The organism is Bradyrhizobium sp. JR4.1 (assembly GCF_040548605.1).
Classification (GTDB): domain Bacteria; phylum Pseudomonadota; class Alphaproteobacteria; order Rhizobiales; family Xanthobacteraceae; genus Bradyrhizobium; species Bradyrhizobium canariense.
Genome location: NZ_JBEPRY010000004.1, coordinates 123,096 through 138,032, shown reverse-complemented (window position 1 = coordinate 138,032; position 14,937 = coordinate 123,096). Strand labels below are relative to the sequence as shown.

At 64.2% G+C, this 14,937-nt stretch carries 14 protein-coding genes; 7 read left to right on the top strand and 7 right to left on the bottom strand.

Annotated elements, in window-relative coordinates:
• Positions 1 to 60 precede the first annotated feature (60 nt).
• Positions 61 to 681: a response regulator transcription factor gene (locus ABIB90_RS12150; RefSeq protein WP_354160053.1), complete on the bottom strand. Its 621-nt coding sequence runs from the start codon at positions 679 to 681 to the stop codon at positions 61 to 63.
• 202 nt (positions 682 to 883) lie between these two features.
• Here ABIB90_RS12150 and ABIB90_RS12145 point away from each other — a divergent pair, with 202 nt between their 5' ends.
• Entirely contained in the window at positions 884 to 1,912 is a 1,029-nt protein-coding gene (locus ABIB90_RS12145) for an AraC family transcriptional regulator (RefSeq protein WP_354200721.1), read from the top strand.
• 1 nt (position 1,913) lies between these two features.
• On the opposite strand, the gene ABIB90_RS12140 is transcribed toward ABIB90_RS12145, so the two are convergent.
• Positions 1,914 to 3,125 (bottom strand): NnrS family protein, encoded by a 1,212-nt coding sequence (locus tag ABIB90_RS12140; protein ID WP_354200720.1) that lies wholly within the window; start codon positions 3,123 to 3,125, stop codon positions 1,914 to 1,916.
• A gap of 128 nt (positions 3,126 to 3,253) precedes the next feature.
• Here ABIB90_RS12140 and ABIB90_RS12135 point away from each other — a divergent pair, with 128 nt between their 5' ends.
• Complete coding sequence (locus tag ABIB90_RS12135; RefSeq protein WP_354200719.1) at positions 3,254 to 3,964, top strand: Crp/Fnr family transcriptional regulator; 711 nt, start codon at positions 3,254 to 3,256, stop codon at positions 3,962 to 3,964.
• Positions 3,965 to 4,051: 87 nt separating this feature from the next.
• On the opposite strand, the gene ABIB90_RS12130 is transcribed toward ABIB90_RS12135, so the two are convergent.
• On the bottom strand, positions 4,052 to 4,249 hold the full coding sequence (locus ABIB90_RS12130; protein WP_007596228.1) for a DUF1858 domain-containing protein: 198 nt from the start codon (positions 4,247 to 4,249) through the stop codon (positions 4,052 to 4,054).
• A 180-nt stretch (positions 4,250 to 4,429) separates the two neighbouring features.
• Positions 4,430 to 5,782: an oxygen-independent coproporphyrinogen III oxidase gene (hemN, locus tag ABIB90_RS12125; RefSeq protein ID WP_354200718.1), complete on the bottom strand. Its 1,353-nt coding sequence runs from the start codon at positions 5,780 to 5,782 to the stop codon at positions 4,430 to 4,432.
• Between the two features lie 159 nt (positions 5,783 to 5,941).
• On the opposite strand from hemN, the gene ABIB90_RS12120 reads away from it, so the two are divergent.
• The 3 genes from ABIB90_RS12120 (at position 5,942) to ABIB90_RS12110 (ending at position 8,412) form a co-directional block, all read left to right on the top strand.
• Entirely contained in the window at positions 5,942 to 6,148 is a 207-nt protein-coding gene (locus ABIB90_RS12120) for a hypothetical protein (RefSeq protein ID WP_354200717.1), read from the top strand.
• Between the two features lie 236 nt (positions 6,149 to 6,384).
• A complete protein-coding gene (gene nirK / locus ABIB90_RS12115; protein ID WP_354200716.1) occupies positions 6,385 to 7,482 on the top strand; it encodes a copper-containing nitrite reductase in 1,098 nt (365 codons plus the stop codon).
• Positions 7,483 to 7,533: 51 nt separating this feature from the next.
• Positions 7,534 to 8,412: an SUMF1/EgtB/PvdO family nonheme iron enzyme gene (locus ABIB90_RS12110; protein WP_354200715.1), complete on the top strand. Its 879-nt coding sequence runs from the start codon at positions 7,534 to 7,536 to the stop codon at positions 8,410 to 8,412.
• A 211-nt stretch (positions 8,413 to 8,623) separates the two neighbouring features.
• On the opposite strand, the gene ABIB90_RS12105 is transcribed toward ABIB90_RS12110, so the two are convergent.
• Genes ABIB90_RS12105 through ABIB90_RS12095 form a run of 3 tightly spaced genes read right to left on the bottom strand, consistent with a single transcriptional unit; the run spans position 8,624 to position 10,654 of the window.
• Positions 8,624 to 9,259 (bottom strand): GNAT family N-acetyltransferase, encoded by a 636-nt coding sequence (locus tag ABIB90_RS12105; RefSeq protein ID WP_354200714.1) that lies wholly within the window; start codon positions 9,257 to 9,259, stop codon positions 8,624 to 8,626.
• Positions 9,260 to 9,280: 21 nt separating this feature from the next.
• Complete coding sequence (locus tag ABIB90_RS12100; protein WP_027570379.1) at positions 9,281 to 9,931, bottom strand: CoA transferase subunit B; 651 nt, start codon at positions 9,929 to 9,931, stop codon at positions 9,281 to 9,283.
• 15 nt (positions 9,932 to 9,946) lie between these two features.
• On the bottom strand, positions 9,947 to 10,654 hold the full coding sequence (locus ABIB90_RS12095) for a CoA transferase subunit A (RefSeq protein ID WP_007596238.1): 708 nt from the start codon (positions 10,652 to 10,654) through the stop codon (positions 9,947 to 9,949).
• A 289-nt stretch (positions 10,655 to 10,943) separates the two neighbouring features.
• On the opposite strand from ABIB90_RS12095, the gene ABIB90_RS12090 reads away from it, so the two are divergent.
• Both ABIB90_RS12090 and ABIB90_RS12085 read left to right on the top strand, forming a co-directional pair.
• Positions 10,944 to 12,872, top strand: coding sequence for an AsmA family protein (locus ABIB90_RS12090; protein WP_354160525.1), 1,929 nt, complete (start codon positions 10,944 to 10,946; stop codon positions 12,870 to 12,872).
• A gap of 133 nt (positions 12,873 to 13,005) precedes the next feature.
• The gene (locus ABIB90_RS12085; RefSeq protein WP_354200713.1) at positions 13,006 to 14,898 is read left to right on the top strand and encodes a WG repeat-containing protein; all 1,893 of its coding nucleotides are present in this window, start codon (positions 13,006 to 13,008) and stop codon (positions 14,896 to 14,898) included.
• Positions 14,899 to 14,937 lie beyond the last annotated feature (39 nt).

The window sequence follows — 14,937 nt, the reverse complement described above, 5'->3', positions numbered from 1 at the left end:
GTGGGGCGCCGCCGCGGCGGCAGCGGGGCCCGGAACGGGTCGTCGGCCGCGACAGAGCCCTTAATCCTGAGCGGACGAACCCTGACCGAAGATGCGGCGGAGCAGATCGGTGACGTTCTTGGCGCCCGCCTTCCTCAGAATGCCTGCGCGATAGCCCTCGACCGTGCGTGCGCTCAGATGCATGCGCCGGGCGATCTCCTTGTTGGTCAGGCCGGCGGCGAGATGCTCGAGCACGTCGCCTTCGCGCGCGGACAGGGGTTCGCAGCCGGGCAGCCAGCGCTGCCGGCTGGAGCCGGGCTGTGCGAACTCGTCGATGGCAGCACCGATCCGGTCGACGATGTCGCGGGTGCGGAACGGCTTCTCGATGAAGTCGGCCGCACCGCTCCTGATGGCATCGACCGCCATGGCGATGCTGCCGTTTGTCGCGGTCACCAGCACCGGCGCCATGCAGTTTTCCTCGCGCAGGCGCTTGAGCACGTCGAGACCGGAGCGATCGGGCGGCATCTCCAGCAGCACGCAAGCCGGCATCCGCGCCTTGGCCTCCGAGAGCAGAGACGCGCCGTCGGCAAAGCAGATCACGTTGTATGCGCTCTGTTGAAGCGCTGTGGACAATTGTTCGCGGGAGGCGGCATCGGTGTCGATGACGAATACCTCACCCTTGGAAAGCATGTTCCCAGGCATAATTCCGATCCAGCAATGTCTTTGGTCAAATGATCCGAGACGGCAGCGGGGCCTCGTCGCGCCGCGCCGTCATATGCACGGCATTCACGCCCGTGCTCGGTTTCACTTATGTATGTTCCACCCGGTTCCCGGATTTGACGGATCGGGACATAAACTTTACATTTCGGGACATCTGCGGGAATGGCTGGCAGGAACGGTTCGCATGACCGACCTCATTCGCAGCGCGGGCTTGAGCTATTACCCGGAGGTCGCCCGGTCGGTCGGGCTCGACCCCAGACAGATGATGCGCAAGGTCAGGTTGCCGCTGGCCTGCCTCGACAAGCCCGATACGCCCATTGCCGTCACTAGCCTGCGACGTCTGCTCGAATTGTCGGCCGAGGCGTCCGGAGCCGAAGATTTCGGCTTGCGGCTTGCCGAGCGCGGCGGACTGACCAATTTCGGCGCGGTCGGCTTGATCGTGCGCGAACAGGCGACGGTAGGTGAAGCCATCGAAGCCTTCTCGCGCTTCATCCCGATCCATCACGACGGCATGAAGCTGGACGTCACCCGCGACAAGCAGACCGTGACCGTCACGCTGCACCTGCGCGGCCGGCAGCCGACCGCCCCGCGCCAGTCGATCGACATGGCGCTCGGCAGCGTCCATCGCATCATCCAGTCGCTGTTCGGCAGCGATTGGCGGCCGCAGGAAGTGCACCTGCATTACCCACCGCCGCACGACCGCAAGCGCTACCGCGAGTTCTACGGCTGCCGCGTGATCTTCAACGCGGAGAACGATTCGATCCTGTTGTCGGCACACGACATGGAGCGCCGGATCCCGAGCGCGCATCCGCTGATCGCGAGCTATCTGCGCAAGCGGATCGAAGCGATCGAGACACGGCCGGCAAGCTGGGAGGAGAAGGTCGACGAGGTCGTGCGTCTCCTGCTCGCCGGCGGCGACTGCACGGTCGAGCGCGTCGCCGAGCATCTCGCCTGCACCCGCCGCACCATCCACCGGCACCTGGCCGAAGCCGGCACCAGCTTCTCGGCCATTCTCGACGCGCAGCGCGCCGATCTCGCGGTCCAGCTGATCGACGACCCCGGCCGACCGCTGGCCGACATCGCCGTGCAGTTGGACTTCTCCGCGCAGAGCGCCATGGCCCGCTGGTTCCGCGGCCATTTCGGCTGCACCATCACCGCATGGCGCAAAGGCGTCAGGCCATTGAAATCGTCGACCGTGGCGACCGCAGCTTGAATCAGCGTGCCGGGACGGGCACGCCCATGATGGCGAGGGCGCGGCGAGGGCTGCCGGCGAGCAGCGGGCCGAACGCGATGGCAAAGCCGAGGAACGCAACGATCCACCCGCAGGCGGCAAGGTGCAGCAACGCATCGCCGTGCGCAGGCCAAACCACCGCCGCGACCCGCGCCAGCGCCGCGACGATGATCGCGGCATAGATGGCTTGTGTCGCCGGCGACGCCGTCAGCGCCTGTCCGGTATGGCCGAGACTCGCACGGGTCATCACCGCGAGGGTCATGGTTCCGGCCGCGCCCGCCATCCAGGCGTGGATGCCCGCGCTCGGCGGCAACGCGCCGAAGACGGCAAACGCATGCAGGAGGAAGCCGAGCGGCACGAAGACATAGCCGACATGGAGAATCAGGAGCAGCCTCTCGCGGAAGGTGCGGTCACCGGCCCAGCGTGCGAGCCGCACCAGATGGAGCCCGCCGACAAGCGCCATCGCCACGCCGGTGAGGGTGCTCAACGGCGCCACAATCCACGCGATGATCGCAATTGCGCTGCACCCGATCACCACACCGTCAAAGCGTCCGAATGGCACCGGGAGGCGGCCGGGGTTGAACTTGACCAGCCAGTTGCGGGTGAAGCTCGGGATGATGCGGCCGCCGATCAGCGAGATCATCAGCACGACCACGCCGATGCCGACGCGGATGCCGACATCGGCCGCACCCGCATAATGCGCTTCGAGATGGAAGCCGACATTGCCGGCGAGCAGCACGAGCACCAGCACCACGACGGGCAGGTTGCGCCAGTTGCCGCCGGCGACGATCTCGCGCGTTGCTGCAGCGACGACCAAGGTCAGGAAGGCGGCATCGACGGCAAGCGCAAACGCCCAGCCGATATCGGCGGACAGCGTCACCGCGACCCGGCCGGCGATCCAGACCGCCAGCAGCGCGCCCAGGGACGTCCCCTGGATCGGCAGCCGCCCGGTCCAGTTCGGGATCGCCGTGAACAGGAATCCCGTGATCACCGCCGGCAGGAAGCCGTAGAGCATCTCATGAACGTGCCAATCGCGCGGCGCGAAAGCGGAGCTCACCGACAATTCGCCGTAGAACATCGGCAGCCAGGCCAGGATCGAAAGCCCTGCCTGGATCGCGGCAAGCAGGAAAAAGGGCCGAAAGCTGTTCGCAAACAGCGGCCTGCCCTCAAAGTTGCGGGATCGGACGCCAGCCATGGGTCAACTCCAGTCGATTCAAATCGTCGCCTGGAAAAATACTGCCGTCCGGCCGGCTCGTTTTTGAGCTATCGCAAACACCCTGACGATTGCAGGTGTCATCACACTTCCAGCGCCAAGGAGGCAGAATGGCCAAGGTCGACACATCGCTGGTTGCGCATTCGCCGCTGTTTGGGGGTGTCAAACCCGAGGACCTCGAGGAGATCCTGCGCGAGGCCCGCTCAGTGCGCTATCCCAAGAACAGCGCCATTTTCGAGCAGGGCGCCGACGCGCAATCCTTCTTCCTGCTGCTGCACGGCCATGTTCGCGCAGCCAAGACCACACCGAGCGGCGAGCAGATCGTGGTGCGCTACGTCTCGCCGGGCGAGACGTTCGGTCTCGCGATGGCGATCGGGGCCGCGCGCTATCCGGCCACAGCGATCGCGGTCGACGACAGCGTCGCCCTGATCTGGCCGACTTCGGCCTGGCCGCGACTGGTCGAGCGATTTCCCTCGCTTGCCGCCAACACGCTCCAAACCGTCGGCACGCGGCTGCAGGAGAGCCACACCCGAATCCTGGAAATGTCGACCCAGCAGGTCGAGCAGCGCGTCGCGCATGCGCTGCTGCGCCTCGCCAAACAATCCGGCAAGAAGCTCGACCATGGCATCGAGATCGATTTCCCGATCAGCCGCCAGGACATCGCGCAGATGACCGGCACCACGCTGCACACCGTGAGCCGCATCCTGAGCGGCTGGGAACAGCAGGGGCTGGTCGAGAGCGGCCGTCAGCGCATCATCCTGCGCGATCCGCATGGCATCGTCGTGCTGGCGGAGCGGAGCCCTGACAGCGGCGCGGCTTAAGGCCAGGGGTGAGGGTCGCTTCCGCTTACGGCGAAAGCGCCCCTCACCCGGGAATCCGCGCGCAGCCCGCGCGAATTCCAGATCGGTTCACGCCGGCACGCGGTCACACAGCGCGGCGAGGAATTTGTCGCGATCGATGCCATGCTCGCGGCAGGCGTCATCGACCGTGTGGAAGGTTGCGATCGGACAGCCCACGCAGGCCATCCTGAAGGCGAGAAACACGCGGATCGTGTGCGGCGCCGTGCGCATGATGTCATCGACCAGATCGTCGGATCCAAAAGGCATGGACAACAACTCCGTTCCGAAACCACGATAGCAGAGCGGGCGGCGGTTTCTTTGTTGGAGCGCAAGCTGCTTGTCATTCCGGGGCGCGCGAAGCGCGAGCCCGGAATCCATCGGGCAGCAGACCAAGAGGTGAAATGGATTCCGGGCTCGCGCCAAGTGGCGCACCCCGGAATGACGGGACTACACCGCCCGGCTGTGCAACTGCTTCGCGGGATCCAGATGCGCGTCGAACGCGGCCGCGACGCTGCGCACGAGAAAGCGCGAGTCCTTTGCGACCGCGATGCGGTCGCCGTCGAGTCTCACGACGCCGTCGGAAATCAGCGGCTTCAGACGCGACGCCGATTTCAGCATTGCCCCGGCCTCTGCGCCATGACGCGCGCAGATATCGCCGAGATCGGCGCTGAACTCGCACATGATGCGTTCGATGATGTCGGCGCGCAGCCGGTCGTCGTCGGTGAGGCCATAGCCTTTCGCGGTGGCCAAATGGCCGGCGGCGATGCTCTGCGCATAGGCGCCGATCTGCACCTCGTTCTGGACATAGCCCTGCGGCAAATGTCCGATCGCGCTCGCGCCGAAGCCGAGCAGAACTTCGCCCTGGTCGGTGGTGTAGCCCTGAAAATTGCGCCGCAGCGTGCGTTGCTCGAAGGCCACGGCCATGGAATCGCCGGGTCGCGCGAAATGATCGAGCCCGATCTGCACGTAGCCGGCCTCCTTCAACGCATTGGCGATCGCGCAGGCTTGGTCGTGGCGCGCAAGGCCGTCGGGCAGCACGGCCTCGTTGATCATGCGCTGGTGCTTCTTGAAAGCAGGCACATGCGCGTAGCCGAACACCGAGAAGCGGTCGGGCCCAAGCTCGAGCGAACGTCGCACCGTATCCAGGCACGAGGCAACGGTCTGGTGCGGCAGTCCGTAGATCAGATCGAAGTTGATCCCCTTGATGCCGGCGTGCTGGAGCATGTCGACCACGGAAGCCGTCTGCTCAAAACTCTGCACCCGGTTGATCGCGCGCTGCACGACAGGGTCGAAGCTCTGCACGCCCAGGCTCGCGCGATTGACGCCGGAGAGCCGCATCGCCTCGACCATGTCGGAAGTCAGCGTGCGGGGATCGATCTCGACTGCAATCTCGGCCGACGGCAGCACGAAGAACGATTGCCGCATCGCCGCCATCAACTCGGCAAAAGCCTCCGGCGCCATGATCGTCGGCGTGCCGCCGCCGAAATGGATGTGCTCGACCTTGATGCGCCGGCCGATCGTCTCGGACACATGCGCGATCTCGCTGCGCAGCGTACGCAGATAGGCCGCGATGAGACCGTCTCGACGAACGATCTGGGTATGGCAGCCGCAATACCAGCACATCTCGCGGCAGAACGGCACGTGCAGATAAAGCGACGCGCTGGCCGCCGCCGGGAGCTCCGCCAGCCAGCGGGCGTAGGCCCCCGCGCCGATCTCCGGCGAGAAATGCGGTGCGGTCGGGTAGCTCGTGTAGCGCGGCAATCGTTCTTCGCCGTAGCTCGCCGCAAGATCGGCCCTCATATCTTACCCATTCGTCAATCAATGCTGCGCAGCGGGGCGGCGCATCCCGGATGGCACGAAATTACTCGTTTTCGGGTGCGAAACCTTGCGCTCGCTCAAAGTCCGAGCACGGGATCGGAGCCATGGTGACATTTGATTATTGCCCTCTGGAGATAGGTTATGGCGTCGTTCGCGCTCGATCTCGTTCTGTGGCTCACCAGCGTTCGCGGCCATATCCCGCGCTTCGACGATTTTCGTCCCGTCCCCTCCACGCCCACCGTTGGCGCCGGCCACGTGGTCCGCGTGATGGTCATCACGGCCGCGGTCTTCGCCGCGCTGTCGCTCGCGGTTTGGGGCACGGTCTGGATTGCGATCCAGTTGCTCTAATCGACGACAATCCATTCGCAATAAACGCAGCTGAACATGCGAACGATTTGCGGCCGACGCGACTGACGTCGCGAGTCGTCACGTATTTCGTATCGCCGATGCGATCTTCGACAAACTCCTAAGGATTTTACCGGAGGCGAATTCGGCAAAAGCTTGTCGCAGCACAAACACACTTGCCGCGATCGGCGCACACTGCATTCCGTCATCAAAACCATTTCAGATGAAGGATGCTTCCGATGTTCACCCGCCGAGCCGCATTGATCAGCGCCGCCGCAACCGCCCTGATGCTGGCGACACCCGCCTTGGCTGCCGATGATCTCAAACTGCCGCGCCAGAAGGTCGAGCTGGTCGCTCCGCCCTTCGTGCATGCGCACGAGCAAGCGACCAAGCAGGGCCCCAAGATCGTGGAGTTCACGCTCACGATCGAGGAGAAGAAGGTCGTCATCGACGAGAAGGGCACCACGTTCCAAGCGATGACCTTTAACGGCTCGATGCCAGGTCCGATGATGGTCGTGCACGAGGGCGACTATGTCGAAACGACGCTGGTCAATCCCGCAACCAACTCCATGCCGCACAACATCGACTTCCATTCCGCGACGGGCGCGCTCGGCGGCGGTGCGCTCACGCTGGTCAATCCCGGCGAGCAGGTCGTCTTGCGCTGGAAGGCAACAAAAACCGGCGTGTTCGTCTACCATTGCGCACCGGGCGGCCCGATGATCCCCTGGCACGTCGTCTCCGGCATGAACGGCGCCGTGATGGTGCTGCCGCGTGACGGCCTCAACGACGGCAAGGGCCACGCACTGAAATACGACAAGATCTACTATGTCGGCGAGCAGGACATGTACGTGCCGCGCGACGACAAGGGCAATTTCAAATCCTATGAATCGCCGGGCGAAGCCTTCACCGACACCGAAGAGGTGATGAAGAAGCTGATTCCCTCCCATGTCGTGTTCAACGGCAAGGTCGGTGCGCTCACCGGCAAGAATGCGCTGACCGCCAATGTCGGCGAGAACGTGCTGATCGTGCATTCGCAGGCCAACCGCGACAGCCGTCCGCATCTGATCGGCGGCCATGGCGACTATGTCTGGGAAACCGGCAAGTTCTCCAATGCGCCGGAGACCGGGCTCGAGACCTGGTTCATCCGCGGCGGCTCGGCGGGAGCTGCGCTGTACAAGTTCATGCAGCCCGGCATCTACGCCTATGTCACGCATAATCTGATCGAGGCCGCCGACCTCGGCGCCACCGCGCACTTCAAGGTCGAAGGCAAGTGGAACGACGATCTGATGACGCAGGTGAAGGCGCCTGCGGATATCCCGGCGCCCAACACCAACTAGACGCGACGAGGGGCCGGTGATGACCGGCCCCTTCTTCCCTGGGGGACGACCATGCTGATCGCATTCAAGCTGAAACTGCTATTCGCCTGTGCCGCCGGGTTCGCGGGGCCGATCGCGGTAGCGCCGCTGGTGTCGGACATCGGGACTCATGGCGCCGCGACGGAGCCCGCCATCGTCAGGGTCGCGCCAGGCGGCCTGTCCTATCGCGAGGCCGGCGATTTCACGCGTGCCGGGCAGCAGGCGGAAGCGCCGCTGCGCACGATGCGCTTCGAGAGGCCGATGCACATCATGCGGCATCAGGTCTCGTCATCCGACTATCAGATTTGCGTGCAGGACGCCGCTTGTCGCGCGCTTGATCGCGGCGTGGCCATCGCCTCCGATCGGCCTGCGGTGCAGGTGAGCTGGCACGATGCCGAGGCTTATGCGGGTTGGCTCTCGCGCAAGACCGGTCACAACTATCGCCTGCCGAGCGACGCCGAATGGGCCTTTGCCGCGGGCTCGCGATTCAGGGACGACGGCCTTCCGGTGGACGCAACAGATCCATCGAAGCGCTGGATCGGCCGCTACGAGCGTGAATCCGAGCGTGACCTCTTCGACACGACAGCCTATCCGTTCGGCAGGTTCGGTTCGAACGAGCACGGCATTGAAGATCTCGCCGGCAATGTCTGGGAGTGGACCTCGACCTGCTTCGTGCGCTCGCGCACCGACGCGGCCGGCAATACCGGCAAACCGACCGTGAACTGCGGCGTGCGCGTCGCCGAAGGTGCGCACCGCGCCTATGTCACCGATTTCATCCGCGACGCCCGCGCGGGCGGCTGCGCACAGGGCGTCCCTCCCGCCAATCTCGGCTTCCGCCTGGTTCGAGAGGAAACGTCCTGGGTCGCAAGCGTGTCGGCGCGGTGGAGCAAGACGTGGGCAGCGAGGTCGTAGCGGATCTAAACGCGAGGGAAGATCGACGCCGGCGCCTCATATTCAGTCATTGCGAGCGCAGCGACTTGTCCGCCGAAGCCTGGGCGAAGGCGGAAGCAATCCAGAATCTTTCTGCGGAGACAGTCTGGATTGCTTCGTCGCAAGAGCTCCTCGCAATGACGAAATTGCGGCGCGCGCCCGGCGCTCAACCGTCACTGCACGCGCGGCGTGCTCAGATCGCCCGCACGAACATGCGAAAGCCCGGCGCACCGATGATCGCCTCGAAGGCAGCATCGCGCTTCTCCTCGGCAAGGACGAAGCCGGCCTTGGCATAAGCGCGCTCGGCGGGCTCGTTGCCGATCAGGAACGATATCGTCGCCCGGGCAAATCCAGCTGCCCGCCCCTTCTCCAGCGCATGCGCGATCAGTGACTGCACCAGGCCGCGGCCGCGATAGGCGGGATCAGTCGCGACATACTCGATCATCCAATCGCCCTCGCCGCCCTGAACCCAGCAGGCGCGCGTGTAGCCGGCGCGTTGACGAATGGCCTCCAGCTCTGCCGGGGCGAGCCCGGACGCGGCTGCGACTTCCTCGATCGCACGCCAAGCCGCTGGTCCCGTGCCGGCCGCCGGTAGCGCACACAAGGCGGCAGCAGGCTTGCCATCGATCTCGGCGACCAGAAATTGCGAGACGTGCCACATCGACACTGCGCGGGCGACTGCGACGCGCGCGATGAAAGCGCGGCACTGTGTTTCAGGCCAACCGAGCGCAACGTCGAACCAGCCGCGCGGCCGGTAGCCGCGCTGCGATGACAGGATGGTTTGTGCGATGAAATCGGCGTCTTCGGGACGCGCAGACCGTATCGTCATGCGCGCCCCTTCGCGAAAACCTTACGTGTTCTTCAGCGCAACGCGGAATTCGGCTTCGGTCTTGGCCTTGACCTCGTCGAGCGAGACGCCGTCGGCGAGCTCGATCAGGGCCATTCCGCCGTTGCCGTGCTTGTCGATGGTGAAGACGGCCAGGTCGGTCACGACCATGTCGACCACGCGCTCGCCGGTCAGCGGCAAATTGCATTGCTTCAGGAGCTTTGGACCGTCCTTGGCCGAATGCTCCATCACCACGACCACGCGCTTGACGCCGGCGACGAGATCCATCGCGCCGCCCATGCCCTTGACCATCTTGCCGGGGATCATCCAGTTGGCGAGATCGCCGTTCTGGGCCACCTGCATGGCGCCGAGGATCGACAGATCCATGTGGCCGCCACGGATCATGCCGAAGGAATCCGCGCTCGAGAAGTACGAGGTCGACGGCAGCTCGCTGACGGTCTGCTTGCCGGCGTTGATGAGATCGGCGTCCTCTTCACCCTCATAGGGGAACGGGCCCATGCCGAGCATGCCGTTCTCGCTCTGAAGGCTGACGTCCATGCCGTCGGGGATGTAATTCGAGACCAGCGTTGGGATGCCGATGCCGAGATTGACGTAATAGCCGTCACGCAGTTCCTTCGCGGCGCGCGCAGCCATCTGTTCACGGGTCCAGGCCATCTTAGTCTCCTGATCTCAAGCTGCCGTGCGCGGGCGGGTGTTGCGGAATTCGATGCGCTTCTTGGCCGTTCCGACCTCGACGATGCGCTTGACGAAAAGACCGGGTGTGTGGATGTGGTCGGGATCGAGTTCGCCGGCCGGAACCAGATGCTCGACCTCGGCCACCGTGACCTTGGCGGCCGTCGCCATCATCGGGTTAAAGTTGCGCGCGGTCTTGCGGTAGATGAGGTTACCTGCGGTGTCGCCCTTCCAGGCGTGGACGATGGCGAGGTCGGCGAACAGGCCGCGCTCCATCAGGTATTTCTGCCCGTCGAATTCCTTCACTTCCTTGCCTTCGGCGATCAGCGTGCCGACGCCGGTCTTGGTGTAGAAGGCCGGAATGCCGGCACCGCCGGCGCGGATGCGCTCGGCCAGCGTGCCCTGCGGATTGAATTCGAGTTCCAGCTCGCCGGCGAGGAATTGCTGGGCGAATAGCTTGTTCTCGCCGACATAGGACGAGATCATTTTCTTGATCTGACGGGTTTCGAGCAGGCGGCTGAGGCCAATGCCGTCGACGCCGGCATTGTTTGAGACCACCGTCAGGTCCTTGACGCCGGAGTCGCGGATCGCGTCCGACAGCGTCTCGGCGATACCGCAGAGGCCGAAGCCGCCCGACATGATCATCATGCCGTCTTTCAGAACGCCCTCGAGAGCCGACTTAGCGTCGGGATAGACCTTGTTCATGCAAATTACCTTCGAGTGAACCTTCGGCTTGCAGGCGTCGCGCCTTAGTGGCGGCGATTATTAGGCGAAATCGTCCGAAGCCGTCAATGATACGGGGTTCTCCGCTCCGCCCCTGGGTGATAGAAGCTGCCCAAGCCGTGGGCGCAACCGTTCCCGCGGCCTTGAAAGCGACAAGAAAACCCATCAAGTTGCGGCACTTAACACAATAGGTCTTGGGCGTGGGGCGCGCAGGTTTCCCGGCCCGCCTTCTGGCTCCAGCGACCAACTCGATCAGGACATGCCATTGACCATGGCCCAAGGAATGAAGCGCCTCGGGACGCCGATCGCGGCGCTGCTCGGCGTGGCGCTGATCGCCCTGATCGCGACCTCATGGCTCATCAACCGCGACGCGCTGCGCAAGGCGGTGGAAACGCAGATCCGCGACGTCACAGGGCTCGAGGTCAATGTCGCAGGCGCGATCGACATCTCGGTGCTGCCGGCAAGCTACATCTCCTTCCATGACGTCGGCCTGAAGGGCGGCGGCACCAGCGATCCCGCGCTCCATGTCGACGTGCTCACCGCGAACCTGCGGCTGCTGCCGCTGCTGCTGCAACGGTTCGAGATCGCCGACCTGACGCTGCTGCGGCCGCGCATCCATGTCAGCCTGAAGCCGGACGGCGAAAGCAACTGGACGCCGTTCATCCAGACCATCGCGCGCACCATGAAGCCCGGCGCCGAGAATCAAGTGTCGTTCTCCGAGATCCGGATCCAGGACGGCGTGCTCGATTACGAGGACGCCGCCATGCACGGCACCGAGAAGTTCGAGGACATCGACCTCTCGCTGGCCTGGCCATCGATCTCGCGCTCCTTCGCTGCGACCGGACAATTCGACTGGCGCGGCGAACGGGTCGACGGCTCGATCAGCTTTGCCGATTTCGTCGCCGCGCTCTCCGGCGAGCGCTCGGGATTGAAGGCGCGGATCGCGAGCGCACCGCTCAAGCTCGCCTTCGACGGCAGCGTCGCCAACCGCACCAGCCCGATGATGGAGGGCACGCTCACCATCGACAGCCCGTCCTTGCGCAACGCGCTACGCTGGACCGGCCAGCCGCAGCCCGCCAGCGGCGGCTTCGGCCGCTTCGCGTTGAAGGCGCGGGCCAATGTCGTCGGCGCGTCGATCGCGCTCACCAATGTCAATGTCGAGCTCGACGGCAACACCGCCGAGGGCGTGATGACCTACGCCAATAACGGCCGGCAGACGCTGCAGGCGACGCTCGCAGCCGACGCGCTCGACTTCACACCCTATATCTCGACCTTCCGCCTGCTCGCGAGCGGCGCGCGCGACTGGAACAGGCAGCTGTTCGATCTCAACGCCTTGTCGACCACCGACCTCGACATGCGCCTGTCGGCCGCCAAGCTGACGGTCGGGGCGTCGAAACTCGGCCGCACCGCGATCGGCGCGAATCTGCGCAACGGCACGCTGGCGCTCTCGGTCGGCGAGGCCCAGGTCTATGGCGGCATCGCCAAGGGCTCGTTCGGCATCGCGCGCTCCGACACCGTGGCCGACATCAAGGCGCAATTCCAGTTCACCGACGTCGACCTTCAGGCCTGCGCCTCCGAGCTGTTCGGTATCAACAAGCTGTCCGGGCGCGGCAACATCAACGTCTCGCTCCTCGCGTCCGGCTCGAGCCCGTTCGGCCTCGTGCAGTCGCTCGACGGCAGCGCCACCGTGACCGGGCATGATGGCGCGATCGCGGGCTTCAATGCCGAGCAGCTACTGAAGCGGCTCGAGCGGCGGCCGCTGTCCGGCGGCGGCAATTTCCGCAACGGCTCGACCCCTTACGACAATCTCACCATCGCGGTGAAGTTCTCCGACGGCGTCGCCACCGCCGAGGACATCCGCGTCGAAGGACCGGCGGCGAAGATCACGATGACCGGCACCGCCTCGGTGCCGACGCGCGAATACGACATGAAGGGCGTGGCCAGCCTCAACAGCGCGTCGGGGTTCGAATTGCCCTTCGTGGTGCAGGGCCCCTGGGACGACCCCCTCGTCTTCCCCGATCCGGAAAGCCTGATCCGCCGCTCGCCGGCCTCTGCGCCCCTGCTCGACATGCTGAAAGACCGCAAGCCGGGCGACGCGGTGCGCTCCGCGATCGAGCGCATCACCGGCACTGGAAAACGTCCCGCACCCGCCGAAGCGCCGACAGCGGAGAACGCCAAGGAAGGCGCGAAGTCGAACTAGTCCTGAGCGGATCGCGGACGCGGAACGCCTCCGCCAACGCATAAGAGCCGTCCGTATTTCGCCACGATGGTCTCATACCTGAGGTTGAAGCAGGAGGAGACATCGCCCAATGGGAAGCTTTGGAAGATGCCGGGTGGCCGCCGTTATTGCGGCACTCGCGCTGGTCACCGTCGCGAGCGCCTCGCATGCGCAAGACGTTTCACGACCGGAGTCTGTTGATCGCCCCTCCGCTCTTCTCCTTCCTGCCGGGAAGGTCATTTTCGACGCCGCGGTGGCTCGTGCGAACAGGGGCACAAACGGCTTCGGCCTGCCCCCTTCGTTCCCACTGCCCTCGTGCGGATTTCCTGATGGGCTTTGCGGCGCGGTGAACCGCGACGGCACGCTTGCTGTGCCGGCCGAATACGATTGGGTCGATACCTTCCATGAAGGGCGCGCGCTGGTGCGATCGAATGGTCGCTATGGCTATGTCGACACAAGCGGTCATGTGATCGCAAAGCCGCAATATCCGATTGCAGATCGCTTCTCGCACGGATTTGCGCAGATCGACGTCGGCGGCCGATCCGGTCTGATCGACCTCGACGGCAACACCGCGCTCGAGCCGAAGTTTGGCTACGTCATTCCCTTCACCGAGAAGGTCTTCTTTGCCACCGAGGGCCGGACCACGTCAGGAGGCATCGCGGGCACGGAGCAGTTCAGCCATGGGATTTTCGAGTTCGTCGGCGCGATCGCCGACAGCAGAGCGGTCACTGCGACAGGCAAATGGGGCCTCGTGGACCGCTCCGGCGCCTGGCTTGTTCCGCCGTCTCTCAACGCGATCCTGCCTTTTGACACCGAAGGTACGGCGCTCATGCTGGCGAGGGTCGATTCCGGATGGGGTGTGATACGTCCCGACGGAAGCTGGGAGATCGAACCAAAATTCCAGTATCTTGGTTCGTTGGTTGATGGGATGGCCTCCGCAAAGGTCGATGACCATTGGGGTTTCATTGATCGCGCGGGACGCCTCAAGATCGAGCCGAAATTCGAGAACGTCCATCAATTTGTACACGGCGCGAAATTTACCCCAGCCCGCCTGAACGGCCGATGGGGCCTGGTAGATCGCACCGGCGAATGGGTCGTCCAGCCCCAATACGAAAACATATCTCTGAAGGGGACTGCGCCATGGTCGTGGGACATTCAGAACGAGAAGAAGCATGGCTATCTCGATGAAAACGCCAAGGTCATTGTCCCGCCCCTATTCGATTTTTCGGTCGGGCGATGCGCCAATGGACGCATTGTCGGGGAGATCGACAGGCAGCCGCGAATTCTTGATGAGAATGGCAAGTCGATCGAGCCGCAGGAGGGTGAGCTATCGAGGCCGGTGACCTGCGACGGACCTTATATCCTCAAGATCAGCGGTAAATTTGCCTATGCGGCAGCCGATCTCATGCCGATGACGGCACAGCGGTTTGACCGTGCCGGCCCTTTCGTCGGCTCTCTTGCTGTCGCCGGTTTTGGGGACAAATTCGGATTGTTGAGAACTGACATCAGCTGGGCCATAGAACCCACGCTCGATGCGATCTCTCCAGGCTTGCCGAATGGTTCGGTTCTAGCGCGGCTGGACGACAGGAACGGCATCATCGATGCCTCGACCGGTGCATGGATCACCAAGCAGCCCTTCGAACGCATCTGCCACATCAGGCCTGATATGGCCATGGCATTCGAGGGGGGTAAACGCGGCATCCTTGATGCCCATGGCTCCTGGCTAATCAAACCGCGAGAGGGACGGATGGGCATTCGCCTCGAGGATGGCTTGGTCCCGGCCCAATCGGGCGGGCATTGGGGCTTCATGAATGTGGAAGGAAAAATGGTGATCGAGGCGAGATTCGATGCACCGACGTTTTTTGATCGCGGCATCAACTGGACCAGTACCGACGCCTCTTGGTGTCCGATCGATCGCAGGGGACAGCCGATCGAAGGCCTTCAATGCCAGCCGTCGGACCCGCTAAAGAGACAGTTTGGCGTATTTGCATGTCAGCTCGGGCCCTGAGACCTCACGCGAATTGATCAGGGCGAATTGATGCGGCGA